Raw genomic sequence first — 20267 nt, 5'->3', positions numbered from 1 at the left:
GGGAGGAATATGGTATGTATCGCAAGAGAAGAAGGCACAGGGAGGCATAATGGATCAGACAGCTGAAAACTTAGCGGCTGAAAACGTCTCGGCTGAAAATGCGCGCGCACACGATTATGCAGCCCAAATTGACCAGTTGCGCATGCGTAATCACTCTCTTGCCAGCGCTTTACGCAAAGCAACAGACCAGCTCCAAGGCGCTCGCGAAAAAATGGCAGCCCTGAGCTCGCCGCCACTTACTCGCGCAACTTTCGTACGCATAGATTCTGATACTACTGTGCATGGTCAGCGCCACGTTACTGTGGAAATCGTCAATAATCACCGTCATATGGTGGTGGCAGTAGCACCGGACGTGAATCCTATGCAGTTGCGCGCCGGACAGCAGGTGCTACTCGACGAAAATATGCGCGTTGTGCGTGCTGATACTGTAACAACTATTGGACGTGTGGTCACAGTTACCCAGGTTTTAGAAGGTTCGCGTTTGCTCGTGCGCGATGCAAGCGGTAATACAGTTGTTATTCGCCGAGGCTACGATACTGCGAACGAGACTATTCAAGCTCAAGATACAGTGATGCTCGATGAATCAGGCGAGTTTGCTGTGCGTCTTATGGAATCGCATAAAGCCCAAGAACTTCTCCTCGAAGAATATCCGCATATTAGTTTTGGCGATATTGGAGGTCTGCACACTCAAATTCGTCAGATTCGCGATGCTGTGCAACTGCCTTTTACTCATCGCGAACTCTACTCTTTCTACGGTTTGCAAGGTGCAAAAGGTATTTTGCTGTATGGTCCTCCAGGAAATGGTAAAACCATGCTGGCTAAAGCTATTGCTCATTCCCTCGCAGAAGAAGGACGCGGAGCTTTTCTTTCTCTTAAAGGTCCTGAAGTGCTCAGTAAGTTTGTGGGCGAAGCAGAACATATGATCCGTATGGTTTTTGACCGCGCTCGCGATATTGCCGCCCACGATAAAGCTGTGGTTATTTTTATTGATGAGATGGATTCTTTGCTGCGCACGCGAGGCTCGGGTATCTCCTCGGATGTGGAAACAACTGTGGTTCCGCAATTTTTGTCTGAGCTAGATGGCTTAGAAGATTTGCATAATGTTGTGGTAATTGGTGCGTCAAACCGTTTAGACATGATTGATCCGGCTGTGCTTCGTCCAGGACGTTTAGATATTAAAATTTCGATTGGCGCTCCCGATAAGCAGGCGGCAAGCGATATTGTGCGTCGCTATGTGGGTGCTAATATGACGCAGGCTGCAGATGTTGATGGTTTGGTTCGCGCTGTGATAGACGATGTGTATGATCCGTCACGTCATGTGGCACTGTTGCGCTCAGATGAAGGCGATATTCAGGTGCGTATGTGTGACTTGATATCGGGCGCGCGTTTGAAAAATATTACTGACCGCGCCAAAATGATGGCTATTAAACAGTCTCTTAATGAGTATAACGCTTCGAATGCTGACCATAATTCGTATGTGCTGCTCAACCGTGACCTGATGCGTTTAGCTGTGCGCGATGAATTTGATGATATATATGATACGTGCGCACATACACCTGCTTCAGGATGGGCTTTGCTGCTTGATTTAGCAGGGCGGCGAGTGCGAGAAGTTCATATGGCTGTGCGTGAGGAAGACAGATAGGAAGACAGATAGGGTAGGAGCATCGATGAGTGTTCTTCGTGTGATGGGTTTAGAAACCGAGTATGGCGTATCGCGAGTGGGCGGCAAGTACGAAAATCATGCGCAATTATCTTTTGATGTGATTGAAGCTGTGCGTGCTCTTTCTCCGTCAACTGCACACGTGGTATGGAATTATGGTCATGAAGATCCTGTGCATGATGCACGCGGCTATCATATGCCTCGCGCTCACGTATCTTCTGATCTGCTCACCGACCGTGAAGAACTGCGCGCCACTAATGCTCCTCATATTAATGGAGCACGAATCTATGTGGATCATTGCCATCCAGAATATTCCTCTCCTGAAACAATCAGTCCTCGTGAAGCTGTGCTCTACAATCATGCTGGAGATGCGATTATGCAGCATGCTATGGTAAAAGCACAGCAGCCTATAACCTTGTATCGCAATAATGTGGATGGTAAGGGAGCCAGCTGGGGAAGCCATGAAAATTACCAGGTGGAGCGTGCTGTGCCTTTCGATATGCTTTCTGCATTGTTTACAGCTCATGCAGTCTCCCGCCAAATTTACACAGGAGCAGGGCGAGTGGGGCTGGGAGAAGAAAGTGAAACTCCTGGCTTCCAAATAAGTCAACGTGCTGATTATTTTGCTATGAAAGAAGGGCTACAAACAACTTTTCATCGTCCTATTGTTAATACACGCGATGAATCACATTCCACCGATACATATCGTCGTTTCCATGTGATTGTGGGCGATGCTAACCGTATGGATGTGCCTGATCTGCTTAAACTTGGTGTAACCAGTTTACTGTTCTGGGCTCTGGAACATAGCTACGATACTGATGAAACACGCGATTTTGTGCGCTCAATGAGTATGGAAGATCCTGTTGAAGCCATGCATAGTATTTCGCATGACTTAAGCCTTGCTGCTCCCGTAGCTATGAGTAATGGAGACAAACTGAGTGCTATAGATATACAACTGCGACTTCGTTCATGGGTGTATGCTGTGGCTGCAGCACAGTACGATACAGATTCGCGCGGAGAACCACGCTGGCCAGATGAAGATACACATGAAATAGTGCAGTTATGGCAGAAAGTACTTCTGGACTGCTTGGAAGTAGCGCATGCTGATGATACGCAACGTTTACAGCTTAGCGAGGCAGCTAGCCGTTTAGAATGGCTTCTCAAATGGCAAGTGTGTGAATCTATGCGCAGAAGGAAAAATATTCAGTGGTCTAGCCCGCTTTTGCAAGCTATGGATATTTCTTGGGCACGCATAGATGCGCAATCCCTTTTTGCGAAAGTAGCACAGAAAACAGAGCGATTATTCGATACGTCTCTTTTAGAGCACGCTACGCACACTCCTCCTGCATCAACGCGCGCATATACGCGCGGTCTACTCTTACAGCAGTATGCTGCGCATGTGCTCTCTGTCTCTTGGGATATAGTTGTGTTGGATATAGAGGGTAGACGCAGTATTATTGATATGGCTCATCCGCTAACATATACGCGCGCAGACAGCGCGGACACGTTTACGGCTGACTTTAGTATAGAAGAAGTAGAAAAGCGCCTCACAACTTTAACGAAGTAGACTTCGTAAGAGCTTTGACTTCGTAGGAATACAGTTCGAGCAAACTAAACTACGAGTGAACTACACTGCGAATATGAGACGCCTATAGTTTTTCGCTGGGGAGGAATAATGGACTTGCAGCAACTTGCTATGCAGGTGGCGAAGGTAGCTCAAGATGCTGGTCGTCATGCGGCACAAGATCAGCTTACCCCTCATCTGTTGAAAACAAATTCACGTGCAGATGACGAAGCTAATCGTGAAAAATACAGTTCAGATATTGACGATACAGTAGTGCGTTATTTGCGTGAAAAAGTAGTGCAACTCAATCCTTTAGATGGCTTCTGGGAAGAAGTAGGTTCTGAGCGTACTCCAGGTTCCTATTATTGGTGTATTGGACGCATTGACGGTGCTATTAATTATATGCGCAATATGCCGGAGTGGACGGTTACTGTATCTGTTTTTGCTATTGATGATTCAGGTGAAGCAACACCAGTTATTGGTGTTGTTCATGCGCCAGCATTAAATGTAACGTATGTAGCAGCTAAAGGTCATGGCGCTATTCGTATTCGCCACTCTGCATTAGGAGATAAGCGTAGCGCGATTATGCCAACCAGCACTGCAACATTAAAGAACTCCGTGCTGTGCTTTGGAATGTCTTACTTCTCGCATGAATCCAAGCGTGCTTTGCACACGGTATCTGCATTAGCAGGCTTACCATCTGATATTAAACGTATGGGTCCAGCTTCCTTAGATTTGTGCAAGGTGGCGGATGGTACGTATGATGCGTATTTTGAACCAAGCTTGCATTCGTGGGATATTCCTGCCGTATCTGCAGCAGCTGTGGTGGTGGGGGAAGCTCAAGGACGTTTAAGGCAATGGGATGGTTCACCAATGAGTTGGTATCGCACAAATGATGTTGTGGCATCGAATGGTTTAATTATTAACGAATTGCGTGAGTACCTGCTTCCAGTTCAAGCTGAAAACTAAACAACGAAATAACGGATAGAGAATTATGCCTGAAAATAATACGAGCGGACAATCTTTTCAATCTACGCAGTCGCTTAGTGCTGAATCGTTGGGAGGCGCGCAGTCGTTTGGCGCGGCTCAAGAGAGTGTGCAAAACGAGCAGCATATTACTACCGATATGCAATTAGAGGATGCTGCACTAGATTTAGATGCTGTGCTCGATGATATTGAGTCCACATTGGAAGAAAACGCCGAAGAATACGTTAATAGTTTCGCGCAAAAAGGTGGCGAATAGTGCCCCAACTTCGCGATAGCAGCACCTCATCTCAGGTGTCCCCCAGCATTGCAGTTCACGATACCTCCTTCGAAAGAATTTTTGGTATTGAAACAGAATACGGGGTGAGTGTCACTGGGGGAGAGCATGGTATTGATGCTGCTCATGCTGCAGCCGTTATGTTTGAACCTGTTATTTCGCAATCGCGTTCCACCAACACGTATACGGAGAATGGTTCGCGCCTGTATCTGGACGTGGGTTCGCATCCTGAGTATGCCACGGCGGAAGCGCGTACTGTGCGCGATGCTGTGCTCTTAGATGCTGCCGGCGAAAATCTTATGGCGGGTTTAGCACACAACGCCGAACGTATGCTGCGTGAACGCACGGGCAATAACGGGCTGAAAGTGCACGTGTATAAAAACAACACGGATTCTCAAGGTCACTCTTTTGGTTGCCATGAAAACTATTTAGTGCGTCGCAGCGTCAGCTTAGATATGTTAGAACGTTGCTTTATTCCGTTTTTAACCTCGCGTATTATCTATGCTGGGTCTGGAGCTGTGCGCGGCAACGAGTTTCTTATTTCTCAGCGTAGTGATTTTTTGGATGACACTATTTCTTCCGCGACTACACGCTCGCGTCCCATGATTAACACCCGCGATGAACCGCATGCTGATTCACGTGTGTATAGGCGATTACATGTGATTGTGGGTGATTCGAATCGTTCTCCCCGTGCCAATTGGATGAAACTGATGACTGCGCATCTGGTGCTGTGCATGATTGAGGCAGGAACGCGCGGCGAAAATTACGGTTTGGAGGAGCTTGCACTTGCCGATCCGGGTGAGGCTATGCGGGTGATAGCGCGCGATGTGAATGGGGCGGTTTGCGTTCGGCTTGCAGACGGTCGAGAACTTTCAGCCATAGCTATACAACGTGAATACTGCCGTGCTGCTGAGCTATTTATGAGCAGGCATGCCGATGATTTACGTGCTGACGTGCGTGAAGAAGCCGCTCAATGCATACAGTTGTGGGCAAAAACTCTTGATCAGTTAGAGCAAGGTAATTTGCATGCTTTGGGCTTATGGGTGGATTGGGTAGCTAAGTATGAGCTGATTGAGGCTATGTGCCGCAGAGGAGCCGATAGTGTGCGCGCTCAACAAATAGATTTTGCTTATCATGATATAGCGCATGACAGCGTATTCAGTGCTTTGGTACAGCATGAGCGTATGCATTCTGTTTTTACAAAGGAGCAGATTCGTTCAGCGGTATTGCGAGCTCCTTCAGATACTCGTGCTGCTGCGCGTGGTGCTTTTGTTCATGCTGTACGGTCTACGTCTATGCGATGGAATGCCGATTGGACGAGTGTGAGCGTAACGCCATTGCGCAATACGCATACGATGACTGCTCATATGCTCGATCCTTTTGATAGTCGGGGAGATGAACAGTTTGATGCTGTGATGCGAGCCGTACGAGGTTTAGACGATAGTAATCCTATTTTGCCGTTGATATAAGAAAAGCTCCCCGTAGGGAGCTTTTCTTATATGTACAGAAAACTTCTTAGTTTTCCTGAGCAGCCTTCTTCAACAAGGAACCTGCGGAAAGCTTTACACCGTAACCTGCTGGGATTTCGATGGTTTCGCCAGTGCGTGGGTTGCGACCAGTGCGAGCTGCGCGGGTTACGCGAGTTGCAGAGAGAACACCAGTGAGGCGCAAGCCTTCGCCGGACTGCAAGGACTCAGCGAGAACTTCCTGGAATGCGTTCACAGCAGCTTCAGCCTGTACCTTGGTCAGGTTAGTCTTCTGTGCAATCTTTGCTACGAGGTCAGACTTGTTGTATGCCATAATAGAACATCCTTCTTGTCAGGGGCTTATACGAAATAAGCCCGATGTATTCACACTCTCCTGATAATACCCGATTTTCCGTACAAAACCGCGAAAAATAGCCAAAAATCTAGAAAATTCTCAGTTTTGTGAGTCAAAATTACACTTTTGTAATTTATTTGTGTGTTTTTTGGGTGTTATAGCTACATAAGATTGTGTTTATTCATGTAGCTCATGGCTGCAGCGCCGAGAGGAATACGGATCCAGTAGGTCATTACGCGGAAAAGCAAAACGGCGGATAATGCCATAGCAGATGGAATACCTACACCGGTAAATGCAACAGTTAACGAGGTTTCCACACCGCCTAAACCACCCGGTGTTGGTGCAGCAGATCCTACTGTATTAGCAACCAAGAAAATAAAAGTAGTATCAATAAAGTTTGCTGGAATATTAAAAGCACGTAAAGCAGCCCAGAAGCTTAAACCAAGCAAAAGGTTTTGAATAATCGAACCCATAACTGCCAGCGCAAGTTTCTGCGGTTGCGTAATCAAAAAGAGGAGCTGACGAGCAAAATTTTTCAATGGAGGAACAAGCTTCGTCATAATTAGTTTGCGTACAGGGGTAATAATCATACTTAACGCAATAATCAAGCCAAGAATACCGAGCACAATAGCTAAAGTTCCTGTTGGTACTAAACGAGTAATACCGTTATTACCAGTAAACAAGCCGAAAATAATCAAAATGCTAAAAACAGTAGCAAACTGCACAGCAACAGTTGCCGTCATAACTGCTGTAGCCGAGTTATTTTTATGCCCAGTTTTACGCAAAAAACGCAAGTTCACAAAAGCAGGACCAATGCCCGCAGGCATGCTTACAGCCGCAAAACTTTGAGCAACCTGAGAAATAAAAACATCTAATGCACGTCTCTTATCGCTGTCCATATATGTGCCCAAAGTAATCGCCGAGCCAATCCATGAAGCGCAGCCTGCTATAAAACTTAAAGCAGCAAAACTAGGGCTGGCGTGATGAACGCTATCGATAACCGTGCGCATATTGAGCTGAGTGAGAACAACAAAGAGAGCAATAACGACCAAAACCGCCGTAATGAAGTTGCGTAAGCTGAAACGCGATAGAGGAACGAGGTCAACATCATCAGTATCATCCTGAGAACCCAGAGCACTGAGTTGAGAGCGCAAGTCCTTCATAATAGAACGGTTCCAAGTGCTCATATCGCGCACAGAGGATGGGATAAGAACATTTTGCACAAAAGGCGTAATGCTCTGCAACTTTTCGTCCGACCAAGCAGTACGTGCAGCACGAATAGTTGCCTCCACTCCTACAAGAGCGGATAAAACAGTTAAGATTTGAACGCGGTCGGCAGCAATATGAGCTGCGCTGCTAGTAACGTCGCCATTTTCCCAACCGCACACAATAAGCTCTCCTTGAGCGTTACGTGCCAGAGACTCCACAGAAATATGGCGGTGAGTAATGCCATGCGCATGAGCAGTGTCGAGGAATCGCAGCACATGAGCAATATCATTGTCGCTAATTGTATCCGTGTTAGCAGCGGTAATAGCTGTGTTTTTGTGCAAGAAAAGGATGGCTGAATCTTTCGATTGCGTAGCTGCATAAGGCTCTACAGCATCTAAACCACTATTGCGCACAGCCAGAAGCATAAGCATATGATGATGCGTCATATCGTTTACAGAACGGTCGCGACGCAAGGATAAATGCGATAACTGCACGCTTTGCCAGACCTGACGCACATAGCTTTTGCTATGATTTTGCGCATCTGCTACCGACGCAATAAATTGATGACCATCGCCAGTGGTGAGCGTATATCGGCGCGAATTATAAGTAATATCGTCATCAACGCTGAAGTTGCGAGCATTAAGCGCGGTATCTCCAGCAAAATCAATACGTATAGGATTAAGTCCCACTGATTGAGCAGCATGAACAATGCCTTGACCCCATATACCAATATTGGGCGAGCCAACCGTAAAACGAATAAGCAGACCTATGCAACGGCCTACAAGCAAAGACACCATCATGCCCACAAACGAGTTTGCTGATAACATGACTAAAACGGCGGACACGATGATGAGGGCATTCCAACTCCATGTGAGAGTGGAGCGCAGACGGTGAGGTCCAGCGCATGTGAGGAAAGCGATCAATCCGCTAAAGAGTTCAGGTAAGAGAAATTGAATGCTGCTTGGTGATGATAACGCATCGATAAGTGGCATATAATGGATGGTCATAATAAGCTGTGATATGCCCACAGCTCCGGCAATTCCGGCAAGAAATCCGACTAGAGAAATTGCTGTTTGACCCCATTCGCGCTGAGATAGAAGCTGTACAACAACACTCAAAATAATAATAGTCATGGTTGCTTGCTGCAAAAATGCCAGAGGAACAGCGAAAAGCCAGTCATCTAATACCAAGCCCACAGCATGAGCATCTGCTTCCACACCACGAGTAATACCATGCAAATATAAAGACAGTAGGGTGAGAAGAACGGCTCCTAGCAGGGAAAATATGGCGTTTGTTAAATCTGCAATATCGTGGGCGCGCTGAGGTTTTATATTGTGAATGAGCACGGTGTCGCTGTGAGTGTGGGAGTGAAGCTGTTCTTCGGAACGAAGCGTGTTTTCCGAACGAAACGTGTGCTGTGTCTTCTCTGTCTGCGGGGTAGAGGAGTTGTGTTCATTCGCGTTAATACGTGAATCAGTTGTCTTCATAAAACCCTTTAGCGCTGGATAATCAGTCAATAGTCAGTGGATAGTTCATGGGTAACCGTTAGGTAGCCAATGAAAATGAGGCAGTAACTTGTGCCACTGCCTCGTCTCCTTATGACCCGATTATACTACCGATAATCTACCGATGCATAAAATCAACGAGCTTATTTGCCACACCTGTGTAGGTAGATGGGGAGAGAGCTGCTAAACGTGCAGCAGTATCATCATCGAAGTTCAGTGTGCCAATAAACTGCTCAACATCGTCGGAAGAAATAGAATGACCGCGCATCAGTTCCTTCACGCGCTCATATGGATTATCCATTCCTTCGACGCCCTTCAGGGCTTGAGCGCGCATAGCAGTTTGAATAGGTTCACCGAGAACTTCCCAATTCTCGTCCAGCTCTCCAGCAATCACCGACTCATGAGGGTGAATCGCGTCTAAGCCACCAGACAAGTTGTAGAGAGCTAACATGCTGTAGCCGAAGGCCACACCAATATTACGCTGAGTTGTGGAATCAGTTAAATCACGCTGCCAGCGAGATTCTACGAGCGTTGCGCTGAGAGAATCGAATAGAGCGCAAGACAATTCCAAATTAGCCTCGGCATTTTCAAAGCGGATAGGATTGACCTTGTGAGGCATGGTGGAGGAGCCTGTTGCACCCTTGACAGGAACTTGAGCGAAAACGCCACGAGAAATATACATCCATACATCTTGTGCCAGATTATGTGCAATGCGGTTGAAATGGCTAATAGATGAATACAGTTCTGCCTGCCAATCATGACTTTCAATCTGAGTGGTCAGAGGATTCCATGTAAGCCCCAGACGCTGAGAGACGAAACGATGAGACAAGCTGGCCCAATCAACCTCTGGCAAAGCAGCAGTATGTGCACCGAAAGTACCCGTTGCTCCGTTAATCTTTCCCAAATATTCCTGAGCTTCTACATGACGAATCTGACGGCTTAAGCGATAGACCCATACAGCCATTTCCTTGCCCAAAGTACTTGGGGTAGCTGGCTGACCGTGGGTGAGGCTGAGCATAGGTAAATCGCGATATTGTTCTGCATTTGCAGTCAACTGATCGACGAGCTTATGAGCTGCAGGCAGCCAGATATTTTCAACAGCACCCTTAACGCATAATGCATAAGAGAGGTTGTTAATATCCTCGCTGGTGCAGGCAAAATGAACCAAAGGCTTCAAACGAGGAAGCTGTGTTGAACCTAAAACGTCTGGAGCAGCATCCAAGCGACGGTCAATGTAGTATTCGATTGCCTTCACATCGTGATGAGTTACAGACTCGATGGAGGCTAACTCTGCAATACTTTCATCGTTAAAATCTGCTTCAATAGAGCGCAAATAGTCAATTTCTTCTGGGGCGAATGGTTCTACGCCTGGAATAACGCTATTGCCGCCGTCACCATTGGCAAGCTCAATCATCCATTCAATTTCCACATGAATACGTGTGCGATTGAGTGCAGGTTCGCTTAAATATTCAACGAGTGGAGATGTGGCAGATTGATAGCGGCCATCGAGAGGACTTAAAGCAATATGTGGGGTAATGTCAGTTAAGTTCATATCCCCAGCCTACGGCAAGGCATATACGCGCAGAGCGTTTAGTTGCTCGATATTCGGCATCTGAAATACATGTTTTTATCCATAGTTCCCTCCGTGAGTGTGCGGATATGCTGATCGTGTTCATTGAGATTTTCGTTGTGCAGTTTTTGGGCGTCTTCTAAGGTTGCTCGATGATAGTTCATGCCGTGCGTGAGCTCGTGCTTTTCAGCGGCGTGAGCGACGGGCGTGGGCGATGGGAAGGTGGAGTGTGCAGGTGCGGGGTTTGGTGCGGTCGCGTTGTTTGCTAATCCTGACGCAGAATCGCTGATAACGCCGCGCACAGTAAGCCAATGAGGATGTTTTGGATTGCTGCGTCCATCTAGATGCGAAACGATTTCTCGATCTGTTTCTATGCTGGTCACCCACGTTGTTTTTGTGGCAATAGGGTGATGCGCAATAGGAGAGCCTGCGGTTACAACATGAGCAATCGTATAAGGCTGCTGTGCATCGCTTGCTAAAGCAGCAGCCACAATTCCCCCTTGAGAGTGACCAACGAGAGCAACCGGTTCTCCCGCTTTAATTCCAGCACGATGCATGGCAGTGCGCACGGCAAGAAGACTATGTGCCTGCTCACGGGTTTGTTCACGCGAAGACATAAGACTGAGATTTTGGCTCCATCCGAAAGGTGAGTCTTTCTTTCCGTCGGTGCCTGGAATAGTCACTATCCACGAGTGTGACCCATCGGTGTGCATGTAGCGTTGGATTGCTACAGTTCCGTACGAGTTTCCTGGCTGTCCAATGCTGAGTTTTTCGAGGTTGACTATGGTGTCGTGCAGATTGTGAGCAGCGGGCAGAGGAGCGCTAACTGAAACAGCTTTAATATTCATGGCGTAACTGGTATGTGTGCTACTGAGCGGTGAGACGGGATGAGCAAGAGCATCAGCAACTCCAGGAATCCCTTCACATGGAGAGAAAATACGGCTGACACCACTCAAGTAGTCTTCTTGTGCAGACCGTGAGTTTGTTAGAGCTCCTATGAGCGAAGCGTGGGGCGATGTCATCTCGCGAATAGTAGACCACGCGCCCAGAGCAAAGGCTGTGGGTACTGGATAGTGATACGCGGCAGCCATAGTTAAAGCGGATATGATACGAGAGGTCTGTGCCTCGGTTTGAGAATACAGATTATATGAGCGCATCATGCAATCAGCTATATGACGAAGTTGAGCAATAACACTGAGCGCTGATTGCACATGCTGCGCAAGAACTGTGCATAGATTCGCGCAATGTGCTGATGAAGGATGCGAAGCTCCGCTGTGTGCAGCACACGTGGCAATAGTCATACTGCGTTGATGTATATAGCTGTGCGTTTGCTGCATAGCACTAGTATTCATCTCTAATTGCTCGGCATAATTGATCATCTGGCAGGCATATGTATGCAACTCATCAGGATTATCCAGCACAGTGGTACCGCCAAAAATATGTGCAAAAGTATAGATTGGACTGCTCATGTAATCATCACCTGATCTGCATAGATACGTGAACTTGAGCAGTCTAAAGCGCTAGCCAAAACAGCACATTGCTCACGAAAAGCCGTGCCTGCATCGCCATACCATACAATACGAGAACTGGACTGCACAAGGGATAATGCTTGCACCATAGTGTCATGACTTGTACGTAATGCGCTAGCCGCAAGATAACGGCAATCTGCATACATATCCGCACATGTGCATGTGAGAGGAAGAATTGATGGATCTCTCATAAAACTTGCAGTATATGCGGCATCAAATTCTTCTTGCGTATGGGCAGGCGCACGCTGAGGTGTTAAGCGTTCCATAAGAGGGCGGCGCAATGTTTTTTGAAGGTCAATAAAAGAAGCGTTCATATATCTATTGTCTTGCGCTGCGAACTGAAGAAAAAATTATCAGGAATATGTGAACCAATGTGGATAACACGCCATAAGGGGCGCATGGAGAGCGCGGCTGCGTCGTGCTAGAAAGTGGCTCTTGGGTTTTTAGCGGGGTTGTGTGTGAATGGTTCGTGAATCGTGACTTCGTCTATTCATGCATCGAGGAGCATTCATTCCACTCTGATTTGGGAAGATCTCTTGCTCTGACGCATTCTGCTTAACCGATTAATACACCTGTTATGCCAGTTTTGAAGCACAAAAATGGCTTCAAAACTGGCATATCGGTTGCGCGTATCGACTTCACTCATGAAAACAAACCACATTCACACAGCAACCACATCTTGACACATGACTGCCAGAGAAATCAACTAGAACCTACTGAGCAACTTCCTCCCCTAAACCCCACTAAGTTCCAAGAGCCTAGAAAGTACCAAAACGATAGAGGAGCGCATAAAAAGCCGATGACTGCTCAAGATTAAGGCAGTCATCGGCTTTTTCCACATGTACAGTTTTTACCACGGTTTTTTAGTTTTTGTTGGAGGAGATTGAGGCTCTACACTATTATTCGCACCTGCATTTTGTGCTAACAGCGTTTTCATGCGCTCCTGCGTATCTTCATCTAACGTGGTCGATGAGTTATCCGATTGCCCAGACGACCCAGAAGAATTCGATGAATCAGGAGAAGAAGATACCTGATTATTATCTGTGCTGGAGGAACTATCTTTCTTCTTTAAGTCCTCCTCAATCTGCTTGGTGAGTTGAGCAGATAATTTCTGATTATGCGCAATAGATGATTGCAAGCCAGAAATTTTCATCCACGATAGGGAAGAAGCGCGACTAAATAAGTTATCAGTACTCACTTGACTCGCTGCTAAAGCAGCTAAATCAGGATTTGTAGTCGAATACTCAGCAATGGCATTATTGAGTTGCTCAGTAGCTGTGTTATATATGCGTGCCGCCATGAGGTTAAAACCGCACACGCCAACCGCAAACACGCATACAATACTTCCAATAATCCACAAAATGCGTGTAGCAAGCCCACCGCGGTGTTCTGTATGTGATGATGAAATGTTTGCACGTGTCGGGATGCTCATAAGCGCACCAACTTTCTCGATTGCATGAACCACGCAATAGTTTCCCAAGCAATAACCGCAATAAAAACAATTGCCCATGGCCACACAAGTAATACGGTCTGCTGAGATGTACGTGTAGTTACGGTGAGACGGTATTTATCTGACGTACCTTGCTTAAGCTGCGCCTTAAAAGCGTCAGTAGCATCGGCATGTACGTAGATACCGGAAAGCTGATCGGCAATCGTGCTCAAATTCGATTCGTTCAGCTGAGATATACCATCTTGTTGAGTATCAGGATCTTGAACCCATGCAGTTGTCGTCTGCTCACTCATCGCATTGATTCCTGTTTGTGTGATCGGGATTTTACCGCCTTGAGTAGACCCCACGCCAATAACCACAGCCTCATCTACATATTTGCGCAAAACAGAGAAACTTTTCACAGATTCTGCGCTGGTTTGCTCGCCATCAGAAATAATATAGAGCACGCGCACGTTTTGTGGATGATTATCTTGAGCAGCTTTCAGTGCCACCGTCAGGGCATTGAGCGGAGCATCAAGGCTGGAACCTGCAGATACTTGGGTAGGTTCAGTTGTTAAGCTATCTGCCCAATTATTTACAGCATTCACATCAGGAGTTAAAGGTAAGTTAACCGTGGCATTGGCGCCAAAGCTCAGTGTAGAAAATTGAGCGTCTGGATACAGTCCGGCAATATCGCGTACTGCATCTCGTGCGGCGCGAATACGTGTGATTTGTGTACTCGAACCATAGGTAGCGTCACGCACTGCCATAGAGCCAGTTACATCCACGGCAATAAAAACGTCAGTAGCATTAATAGCGCGCGTTGTTGTACGTTGAACGATACTTGGTCCGCTTATCATAATGCAAGCAAGCACAATAAGAATCCAGCGTCGAATAATCATGCCAACAGTAGAGTCAGTATATGGGCGCTCGCGTACGAAGCGTATGCTCAGCCATCCCATGGCTGCCAGCAGAACAACACAAACGAAAAGGGAAGGAATAAGACCAAAAACAGGAATAAAACTCATTATCGATGAATCCTTCCTGCAGCAATACATGTTATAAGCACCGCACCTGCTAATACTGCGAGAATTAAGGCAGGAGCATCTGAAAGATTAGACACATCATCATGAAGTTGAGCGCCTGACTTTGTAGAACTAATATCGCGAACAATCGCATCTACGGTATCGTGAGAATTCAAATCAACATATGTTCCGCCATAATCTTCAATACTTTTCTTCATCGTTACTGCTGCTTCGGAATCACTGGTTTTATCTGTTCCAACATAGAGAGCATCAACATTAATATGCGCTTTTTTAGCAATATCCAAAGCTTCTTCCAAAGTAAAAGTTTGCTTGCCAGAAGGAACGTTATCTGTGGCTAAAATAATCGAAGCAGATCGAGCGTTCTGAGAGCGAGAACTCGTCAGCTGGGGAAGCATCATAGTGCAGGACACAAGACCGTCACCAATAAGAGAGGTTGAATTTTCAATATTTTGAGTGCCCTCCAACCAATCGTTAATCTCCTGATACTCTTTATCGCTCATGGCATCAATAGACTCTTGGGTTTGCACTCGGCTCAGCAAGGTGTACGCATAATTGAGCTGATTGCTAATCACAGCATAATCATCGGTTAAAGGGAAAACAGTTTTAGATGTTGAGTTAAAAATACTCAATCCAATGCGTTCTCCGTTTAAATTCCGTGCAATTTGAGAATATGCTGCGATAATTTGGCGGTCATACGATAGCGCCGAACCAGATACATCCAAGCACAGCACTATATCGCGCGAAGCGGAGCGAGTTTTTTCTGCAGATACTGACGCTGGGCGTGCCACAAGTATGAGCGCACACACAAGAGCAATACTCATAGCCGAAACAACGAGGCGCGTCATACGACGGTATGTGCGTGCGAAACGTGAAGCTGTTTCTCCAGCTAAATCAGAATCAACATCATAAACAATAGCAGTATTATTATCGCGCGCATCAGGTTGCTTAGACGAAGCCTGGACTCGACGCATAACAAGCGCCGCAACAGCGAAAACTATTGCACAGATAATAAGAGCTATAAGCCCTGCAAACGGCCACATAAGACGTGTAGGTAGGAAAGAAAACATTTAAGCATCCCACCTTTCAATCACGGATGTAACCCATCGGCATGCATCATTGACCGTGACTTGAGCGCTACGCGCGTTGGTTGCTTCATAGGCAAATTCAGGTGGATATAATCCCTCAATAGTGGAGCGTAACAGATTCATGCCTTCTGCATGCTGAGTATGAGCGTGCTTCATATGCTCCAAATCCGCCAAAGTATGTGAAGTAATATCTGTGTGCAGACGGGTAGACGCAAATTGCCGAGCAATAGCTGCTAATTCATGGAAAGCCTCGGTTTTGCTTATTTTTCCTGCATCGAAAGATTTATTAACAGTCTGCACGCGACGTGTGAAATCAGCACCGCCAACAGCTTTCTTATGCTCGTTTTGGTGACGATTTTTATCAGTTCGAGGTAAGAAAGTAATAACGCTGGCAATAATACAGATTATTGCCAGTACTGCTGCCACAAGCAGCGCAATAAGCACAGGAGTAGAACTAAAAGTGGCAGCAGGATTTCCTTGGAAAGTGCCTGCTAAAGTCACTGAATACATCATAAAAGACTAAAACCGTATCCTTCCTAACTCAGCGCGCAGATGTGCTTACCGGTGAAGGCTGCACACCGAAATGAGGGGAACGTTGAGTTTGTGAAATGCGGTGAATAAAATCTGAGAACATTGATTCGTTAGACTCAGCATGAAATAAAGTTGCGCCAGTTTTCGCTAAACGGTGATGAAGTTCGTCGGCGCTTAACTGACGAGAAATAGCAACCTCAGTGCTGACCGCACTATGACGCATAAAAGCAGGAATTTTAGCCATAATATGGTTGCGCGTACTATCTTCAGCATAAATACTGTGAAAATGAGCAGAGCTTTCAAACGGATTGGCACTACTGATATTAACTACAACAACTGGATGCGTTTGGCTTAAAATGCTGACGCGATGCAAAGCAGCAGAAGACCATGCTTTATCACGAGTAATCAGAATCATCAAAGAATACTTATCGCGCAGATGCACAGCGTAATCTAGCATGGCATCCCAATCGCTGGAATAAGGAAAATCATGATGAGAAATCTGTTCAAGCAGAGCGTCACACTGTTCGTAACCCCCAGTAAAAGGCATGCGTGTAATAGAATGCGAATCTCCAAGCACGAAGTTCACATTGTCTCCGCGTTTAAGCGAGAGCATGGAAAACATGCGCACAGCATTCATAGCCACATCTATATGACGTTCGCCAGCCGGAGTGCTTCCTAAGAGTTGGCGTCCTGCGTCAATAATCATCCACACATTACTGGTGGCGTTGTGCTCGCGAGACACCACAATTGGTAAACCGCTACGAGCACTGGCTTTCCAATCAATTGAGCGTGCCTCATCGCCAATAATATAAGGGCGTAAATCAAGGAACTCATCTCCAGAACCGCGGCGATGAGTTGGATGCTCTCCTTCCATAATACCCATGGCTTTGCGCACAATAGGCAGGCTTAAACGAGGTCCAAGAGCCTCAATTTTTCGCCGAATAGGGTCAACATGTTTTTGATACGTCACAGCGCGTCCTTATAATCCAAAAGCTTTACGAAGTCTTCTCACATATATCCAAACATGAGCACAGACGCACTCATACAACGAAGGCATAGTCTATGCTCAGGAGCTGCTAACACCTTTATGGAACGGGTATAGTGCTAATAATGGTGTCAATAACTTGATCGGATGTAATGCCGTCTGCTAAAGCCTCAAAAGTCATCAAAATACGATGACGCAGCACACTATGAGCGTGAGACTTCACATCTTCAGGAATAACGTAATCGCGACCGTTAATTAATGCCTGAGCTTGAGCAATACGAATTAAACTAATAGATGCACGAGGAGATGCGCCCAAACGAACCAGTGACGATAATCCTTTAATAGGATGATTACCAGAGCCTCGAGATGTGCTGACAATATCGACAACATATTTTTTAATTTCTTCGCTCACATGTACACGGCGAGCGGTAGAACGCAAATAGCTGACGTCACTCAAAGAAATAGCATGAGCTTCTTGTGTCTCAAACTGCACAGAATCGCTAGCTTGGCGACCGAGCATAGAGAGCATCGCTACTTCCTGCTCGGCGCTTGGATACGTCATAACAGTTTTCATCATAAAACGGTCCATTTGAGCTTCAGGCAAATTATATGTGCCCTCTTCTTCTACAGGATTTTGCGTAGCAATAACCATAAATGGTTGCGGCAGAGCAATACGCTCACCACCAATAGTGGTTGCGCCTTCTGCCATAGATTCGAGCATAGCGGACTGAGTTTTTGCGCTAGAACGGTTAATCTCATCCAAGAGCACAATATTGGCATGCACAGGACCAATCTGTGTAATCATTTTCTGCGTAGCAAAATCAAAAATTTGTGTTCCTACTAAATCAGCAGGCATAAGATCGGGAGTGCACTGAACACGTTTGAAACTTCCCGAAACACAAGAAGCGAGTAGGCGAGCGGCAGTGGTCTTTGCTAAGCCAGGAACAGATTCAATAAGGATATGTCCGCCAGCAATAAGCGTAACAATAAGAGATTCACGTAATTCTTCTTGACCCACCAGACCTTGAGAGAAACGTTCGCGCATACGCTGAGCTAATTGCATGGAACGTTGTGGACTTTCTGGCGTGGATGTAGAGGAAAGAGGTGATGCTACAGGAGGTTGGGGAGCAGAAGAGCTCAGATTTAGACCAAGTGCATCGCTGTTTTCAGATGTGTGCGAAAAAATAGACATAGTTCCACCTTAAAGCAGATTGACGAGCAGATATACCGTATTGCGCTGTGTGCTAAGTAATCTGCACAGGATATCTGCAAGATTGATGACTTTGTTTGATTTATTTGTTTAGGGTAGCTGCCAGTTGATTGGTTGAACACCCATATTCGCGAGAGCTTCGTTTGTGCGCGAAAAAGGATGCGAACCAAAAAAGCCGCGATAAGCGGATAAAGGGCTAGGATGAGCTGACTCAATAACAGTTGCATGGGTGAGCAACGGCTTAAGATTTCGTGCATTACGACCCCATAAAATGGCTACGAAAGGCAAGGGATTGCCGTGGGAATCAACGCGGTTATTCAAAGCGCGAATAGCGGCTTCAGTAATAACTTCCCAGCCTAATCCTTCATGAGAATTTGCCTGGCCAGCACGCACGCTCAAAGAACGGTTTAAAAGCATTACTCCCTGATCTGCCCATGCAGTTAAATCGCCGTTAGACGGTTCAGGAACACCCATATCATCAACAAGTTCCTTGAAAATATTTATAAGGCTTTTCGGCAGAGGGTGAACATGAGGAGCAACAGAAAAACTCAATCCCACAGCATGACCAGGAGTAGGGTAAGGATCTTGACCCACTATAAGAACTTTGATGGAATCCAACGGATAAGTAAACGCACGCAAAATCAAAGAGCCAGCAGGCAAAATACGAATTCCTTGAGCCTGTTCAGCGCGCAACAGCTCTCCCATAGCACGAATGTGTGGTTCAACTGGTTCTAAAGCCTGCGCCCATGAAGGGTGAATAATACTCGATAATGGTGCGGTGTGCTGTGACGATGAGGTTTCTTTAGCTGTAGTCATACTACGTAGTGTAAGAGTAAGGTCTGAGAAATGCAGCAATACCAAGAGTGAGCAAAAATGAAGATTTTACGAGAAAAGTGCGAGTAAAAGCACCAAGTGCATAGTATTTCGTAGAATAGAGCACAGTTTATATAAGGAGAAGATATGGCACAAGCAAAATCGGATTATCCACGTGATGAATTTGATGCATTTTCCGCAGTCGCTGGTGGTGCACACCGCGGAAAGAAAACCATTCTGGCACGTGTGATGCCTTTTATTATTGCCATGATAGTTGCTGCTTTATGCGCTTTGGCTTTCTTAACATGGACGAATGATTGGTTGGGAGAAAATGGTCTTAATATTTCCCCGAGCACAACTACATCAAAAAAAGTAGCCTCTGCTAAAAAGAGTGCATCTAAAGATACAACATCTAAGAAGGATGCAGACGCGCAATCTGAAAAGTCAGAAAAAACTACAGAAGATAGCTCGTCGAATAGCTCGGAATCGCAAAATTCTCAGCAAGATCAGCAAGCGCAACAGCAGCCAGCAGCTCAAGCTGATAAATCAAAAGCAGTGTATATATATAACGGTACGGGAGTATCTGGTTTAGCTGCTACGAAAGCTCAGACCTTAAAGAACGCTGGCTATACAAACGTCACTCCTGCAAACCCAAGCGGCACAGGTTTACCAAGTGCAAATACTGTGTGGTATGTCAATGATGCTGATAAAGCAACAGCAGATGATATTGCTGCTCAACTAGGTATTTCTGCTGTGCAGAAAGTGTCTGGACTGAGCAATGGCGATATCGCGGTTGTTATTATGCAGCAGTAGACAAGGTGCATAAATTTGCGTATAAATTGGGCGTAGAGATTGTGTACAAAGCTACGCATAAAAGGAGCACATAAAGTTGCTCTGTAAAGAAAACTTAGGCTGAAGGCAAAACGCTGAATAAAAATTAGCATTTTTCTCTATAGGGGTGCTAATCTATAGGAAGAAATCAAAACTTGAGTGTAATTGACTCAGGTTTTGAAGAAACTCGACAGAAAACTCGTCTGGAAAGGATAATC

At 46.1% G+C, this 20267-nt stretch carries 18 protein-coding genes; 6 read left to right on the top strand and 12 right to left on the bottom strand.

Annotation, left to right across the window (positions count from 1 at the left end):
* The first annotated feature begins 49 nt into the window (after positions 1-49).
* From arc to G464_RS0102165, 5 genes are all read left to right on the top strand, one after another.
* Positions 50-1642 carry a proteasome ATPase gene (gene arc / locus G464_RS08570; protein ID WP_022856551.1) on the top strand — a complete coding sequence of 531 codons (1593 nt, stop codon included), beginning with the start codon at positions 50-52 and terminating at the stop codon, positions 1640-1642.
* A 25-nt stretch (positions 1643-1667) separates the two neighbouring features.
* Positions 1668-3227: a depupylase/deamidase Dop gene (gene dop, locus G464_RS0102180; protein WP_021617964.1), complete on the top strand. Its 1560-nt coding sequence runs from the start codon at positions 1668-1670 to the stop codon at positions 3225-3227.
* Positions 3228-3335: 108 nt separating this feature from the next.
* Entirely contained in the window at positions 3336-4193 is an 858-nt protein-coding gene (locus tag G464_RS0102175; protein ID WP_021617965.1) for an inositol monophosphatase family protein, read from the top strand.
* A gap of 127 nt (positions 4194-4320) precedes the next feature.
* On the top strand, positions 4321-4467 hold the full coding sequence (locus tag G464_RS10455) for a ubiquitin-like protein Pup (protein WP_420834441.1): 147 nt from the start codon (positions 4321-4323) through the stop codon (positions 4465-4467).
* The gene (locus G464_RS0102165; RefSeq protein ID WP_022856549.1) at positions 4467-5954 is read left to right on the top strand and encodes a proteasome accessory factor PafA2 family protein; all 1488 of its coding nucleotides are present in this window, start codon (positions 4467-4469) and stop codon (positions 5952-5954) included. Before G464_RS10455 ends, G464_RS0102165 begins: the two co-directional genes overlap by 1 nt.
* Positions 5955-6000: 46 nt before the next feature.
* Here G464_RS0102165 and G464_RS0102160 read toward each other — a convergent pair whose 3' ends face one another.
* The 12 genes from G464_RS0102160 to G464_RS0102105 all read right to left on the bottom strand — a co-directional run bounded on the left by G464_RS0102160 (position 6001) and on the right by G464_RS0102105 (position 19221).
* Positions 6001-6285, bottom strand: a complete 285-nt coding sequence (locus G464_RS0102160) for an HU family DNA-binding protein (RefSeq protein ID WP_018143076.1) — start codon at positions 6283-6285, stop codon at positions 6001-6003.
* A 182-nt stretch (positions 6286-6467) separates the two neighbouring features.
* Positions 6468-9002 (bottom strand): lysylphosphatidylglycerol synthase transmembrane domain-containing protein, encoded by a 2535-nt coding sequence (locus tag G464_RS0102155; protein WP_021617968.1) that lies wholly within the window; start codon positions 9000-9002, stop codon positions 6468-6470.
* A 136-nt stretch (positions 9003-9138) separates the two neighbouring features.
* Positions 9139-10572, bottom strand: coding sequence for an adenylosuccinate lyase (purB, locus tag G464_RS0102150; RefSeq protein WP_021617969.1), 1434 nt, complete (start codon positions 10570-10572; stop codon positions 9139-9141).
* A 38-nt stretch (positions 10573-10610) separates the two neighbouring features.
* Positions 10611-12059 carry an esterase/lipase family protein gene (locus tag G464_RS08565; protein WP_021617970.1) on the bottom strand — a complete coding sequence of 483 codons (1449 nt, stop codon included), beginning with the start codon at positions 12057-12059 and terminating at the stop codon, positions 10611-10613.
* Positions 12056-12433 carry a hypothetical protein gene (locus G464_RS0102140; protein ID WP_021617971.1) on the bottom strand — a complete coding sequence of 126 codons (378 nt, stop codon included), beginning with the start codon at positions 12431-12433 and terminating at the stop codon, positions 12056-12058. The genes G464_RS08565 and G464_RS0102140 overlap by 4 nt, the downstream gene beginning before the upstream one ends.
* A 536-nt stretch (positions 12434-12969) precedes the next feature.
* On the bottom strand, positions 12970-13551 hold the full coding sequence (locus tag G464_RS0102135) for a DUF6466 family protein (protein ID WP_022856548.1): 582 nt from the start codon (positions 13549-13551) through the stop codon (positions 12970-12972).
* The gene (locus G464_RS0102130) at positions 13548-14576 is read right to left on the bottom strand and encodes a vWA domain-containing protein (RefSeq protein WP_022856547.1); all 1029 of its coding nucleotides are present in this window, start codon (positions 14574-14576) and stop codon (positions 13548-13550) included. Before G464_RS0102130 ends, G464_RS0102135 begins: the two co-directional genes overlap by 4 nt.
* On the bottom strand, positions 14576-15661 hold the full coding sequence (locus G464_RS0102125; protein ID WP_021617975.1) for a vWA domain-containing protein: 1086 nt from the start codon (positions 15659-15661) through the stop codon (positions 14576-14578). The genes G464_RS0102130 and G464_RS0102125 overlap by 1 nt, the downstream gene beginning before the upstream one ends.
* The gene (locus G464_RS09610; protein ID WP_022856546.1) at positions 15662-16192 is read right to left on the bottom strand and encodes a hypothetical protein; all 531 of its coding nucleotides are present in this window, start codon (positions 16190-16192) and stop codon (positions 15662-15664) included. It lies immediately after the preceding gene.
* Positions 16193-16220: 28 nt separating this feature from the next.
* Positions 16221-17180, bottom strand: a complete 960-nt coding sequence (locus G464_RS0102115; RefSeq protein ID WP_021617977.1) for a DUF58 domain-containing protein — start codon at positions 17178-17180, stop codon at positions 16221-16223.
* 115 nt (positions 17181-17295) lie between these two features.
* On the bottom strand, positions 17296-18387 hold the full coding sequence (locus G464_RS0102110) for an AAA family ATPase (RefSeq protein ID WP_022856545.1): 1092 nt from the start codon (positions 18385-18387) through the stop codon (positions 17296-17298).
* Positions 18388-18495: 108 nt separating this feature from the next.
* Entirely contained in the window at positions 18496-19221 is a 726-nt protein-coding gene (locus G464_RS0102105; protein ID WP_022856544.1) for a uracil-DNA glycosylase, read from the bottom strand.
* A 144-nt stretch (positions 19222-19365) separates the two neighbouring features.
* On the opposite strand from G464_RS0102105, the gene G464_RS08555 reads away from it, so the two are divergent.
* Entirely contained in the window at positions 19366-20031 is a 666-nt protein-coding gene (locus G464_RS08555; protein WP_021617980.1) for a LytR C-terminal domain-containing protein, read from the top strand.
* Positions 20032-20267 lie beyond the last annotated feature (236 nt).

Origin of the sequence: Alloscardovia omnicolens DSM 21503 (assembly GCF_000420505.1) — a bacterium.
GTDB classification, from domain to species: Bacteria; Actinomycetota; Actinomycetes; order Actinomycetales; family Bifidobacteriaceae; genus Alloscardovia; species Alloscardovia omnicolens.
This window is presented reverse-complemented; position numbering and strand designations above follow the sequence as displayed.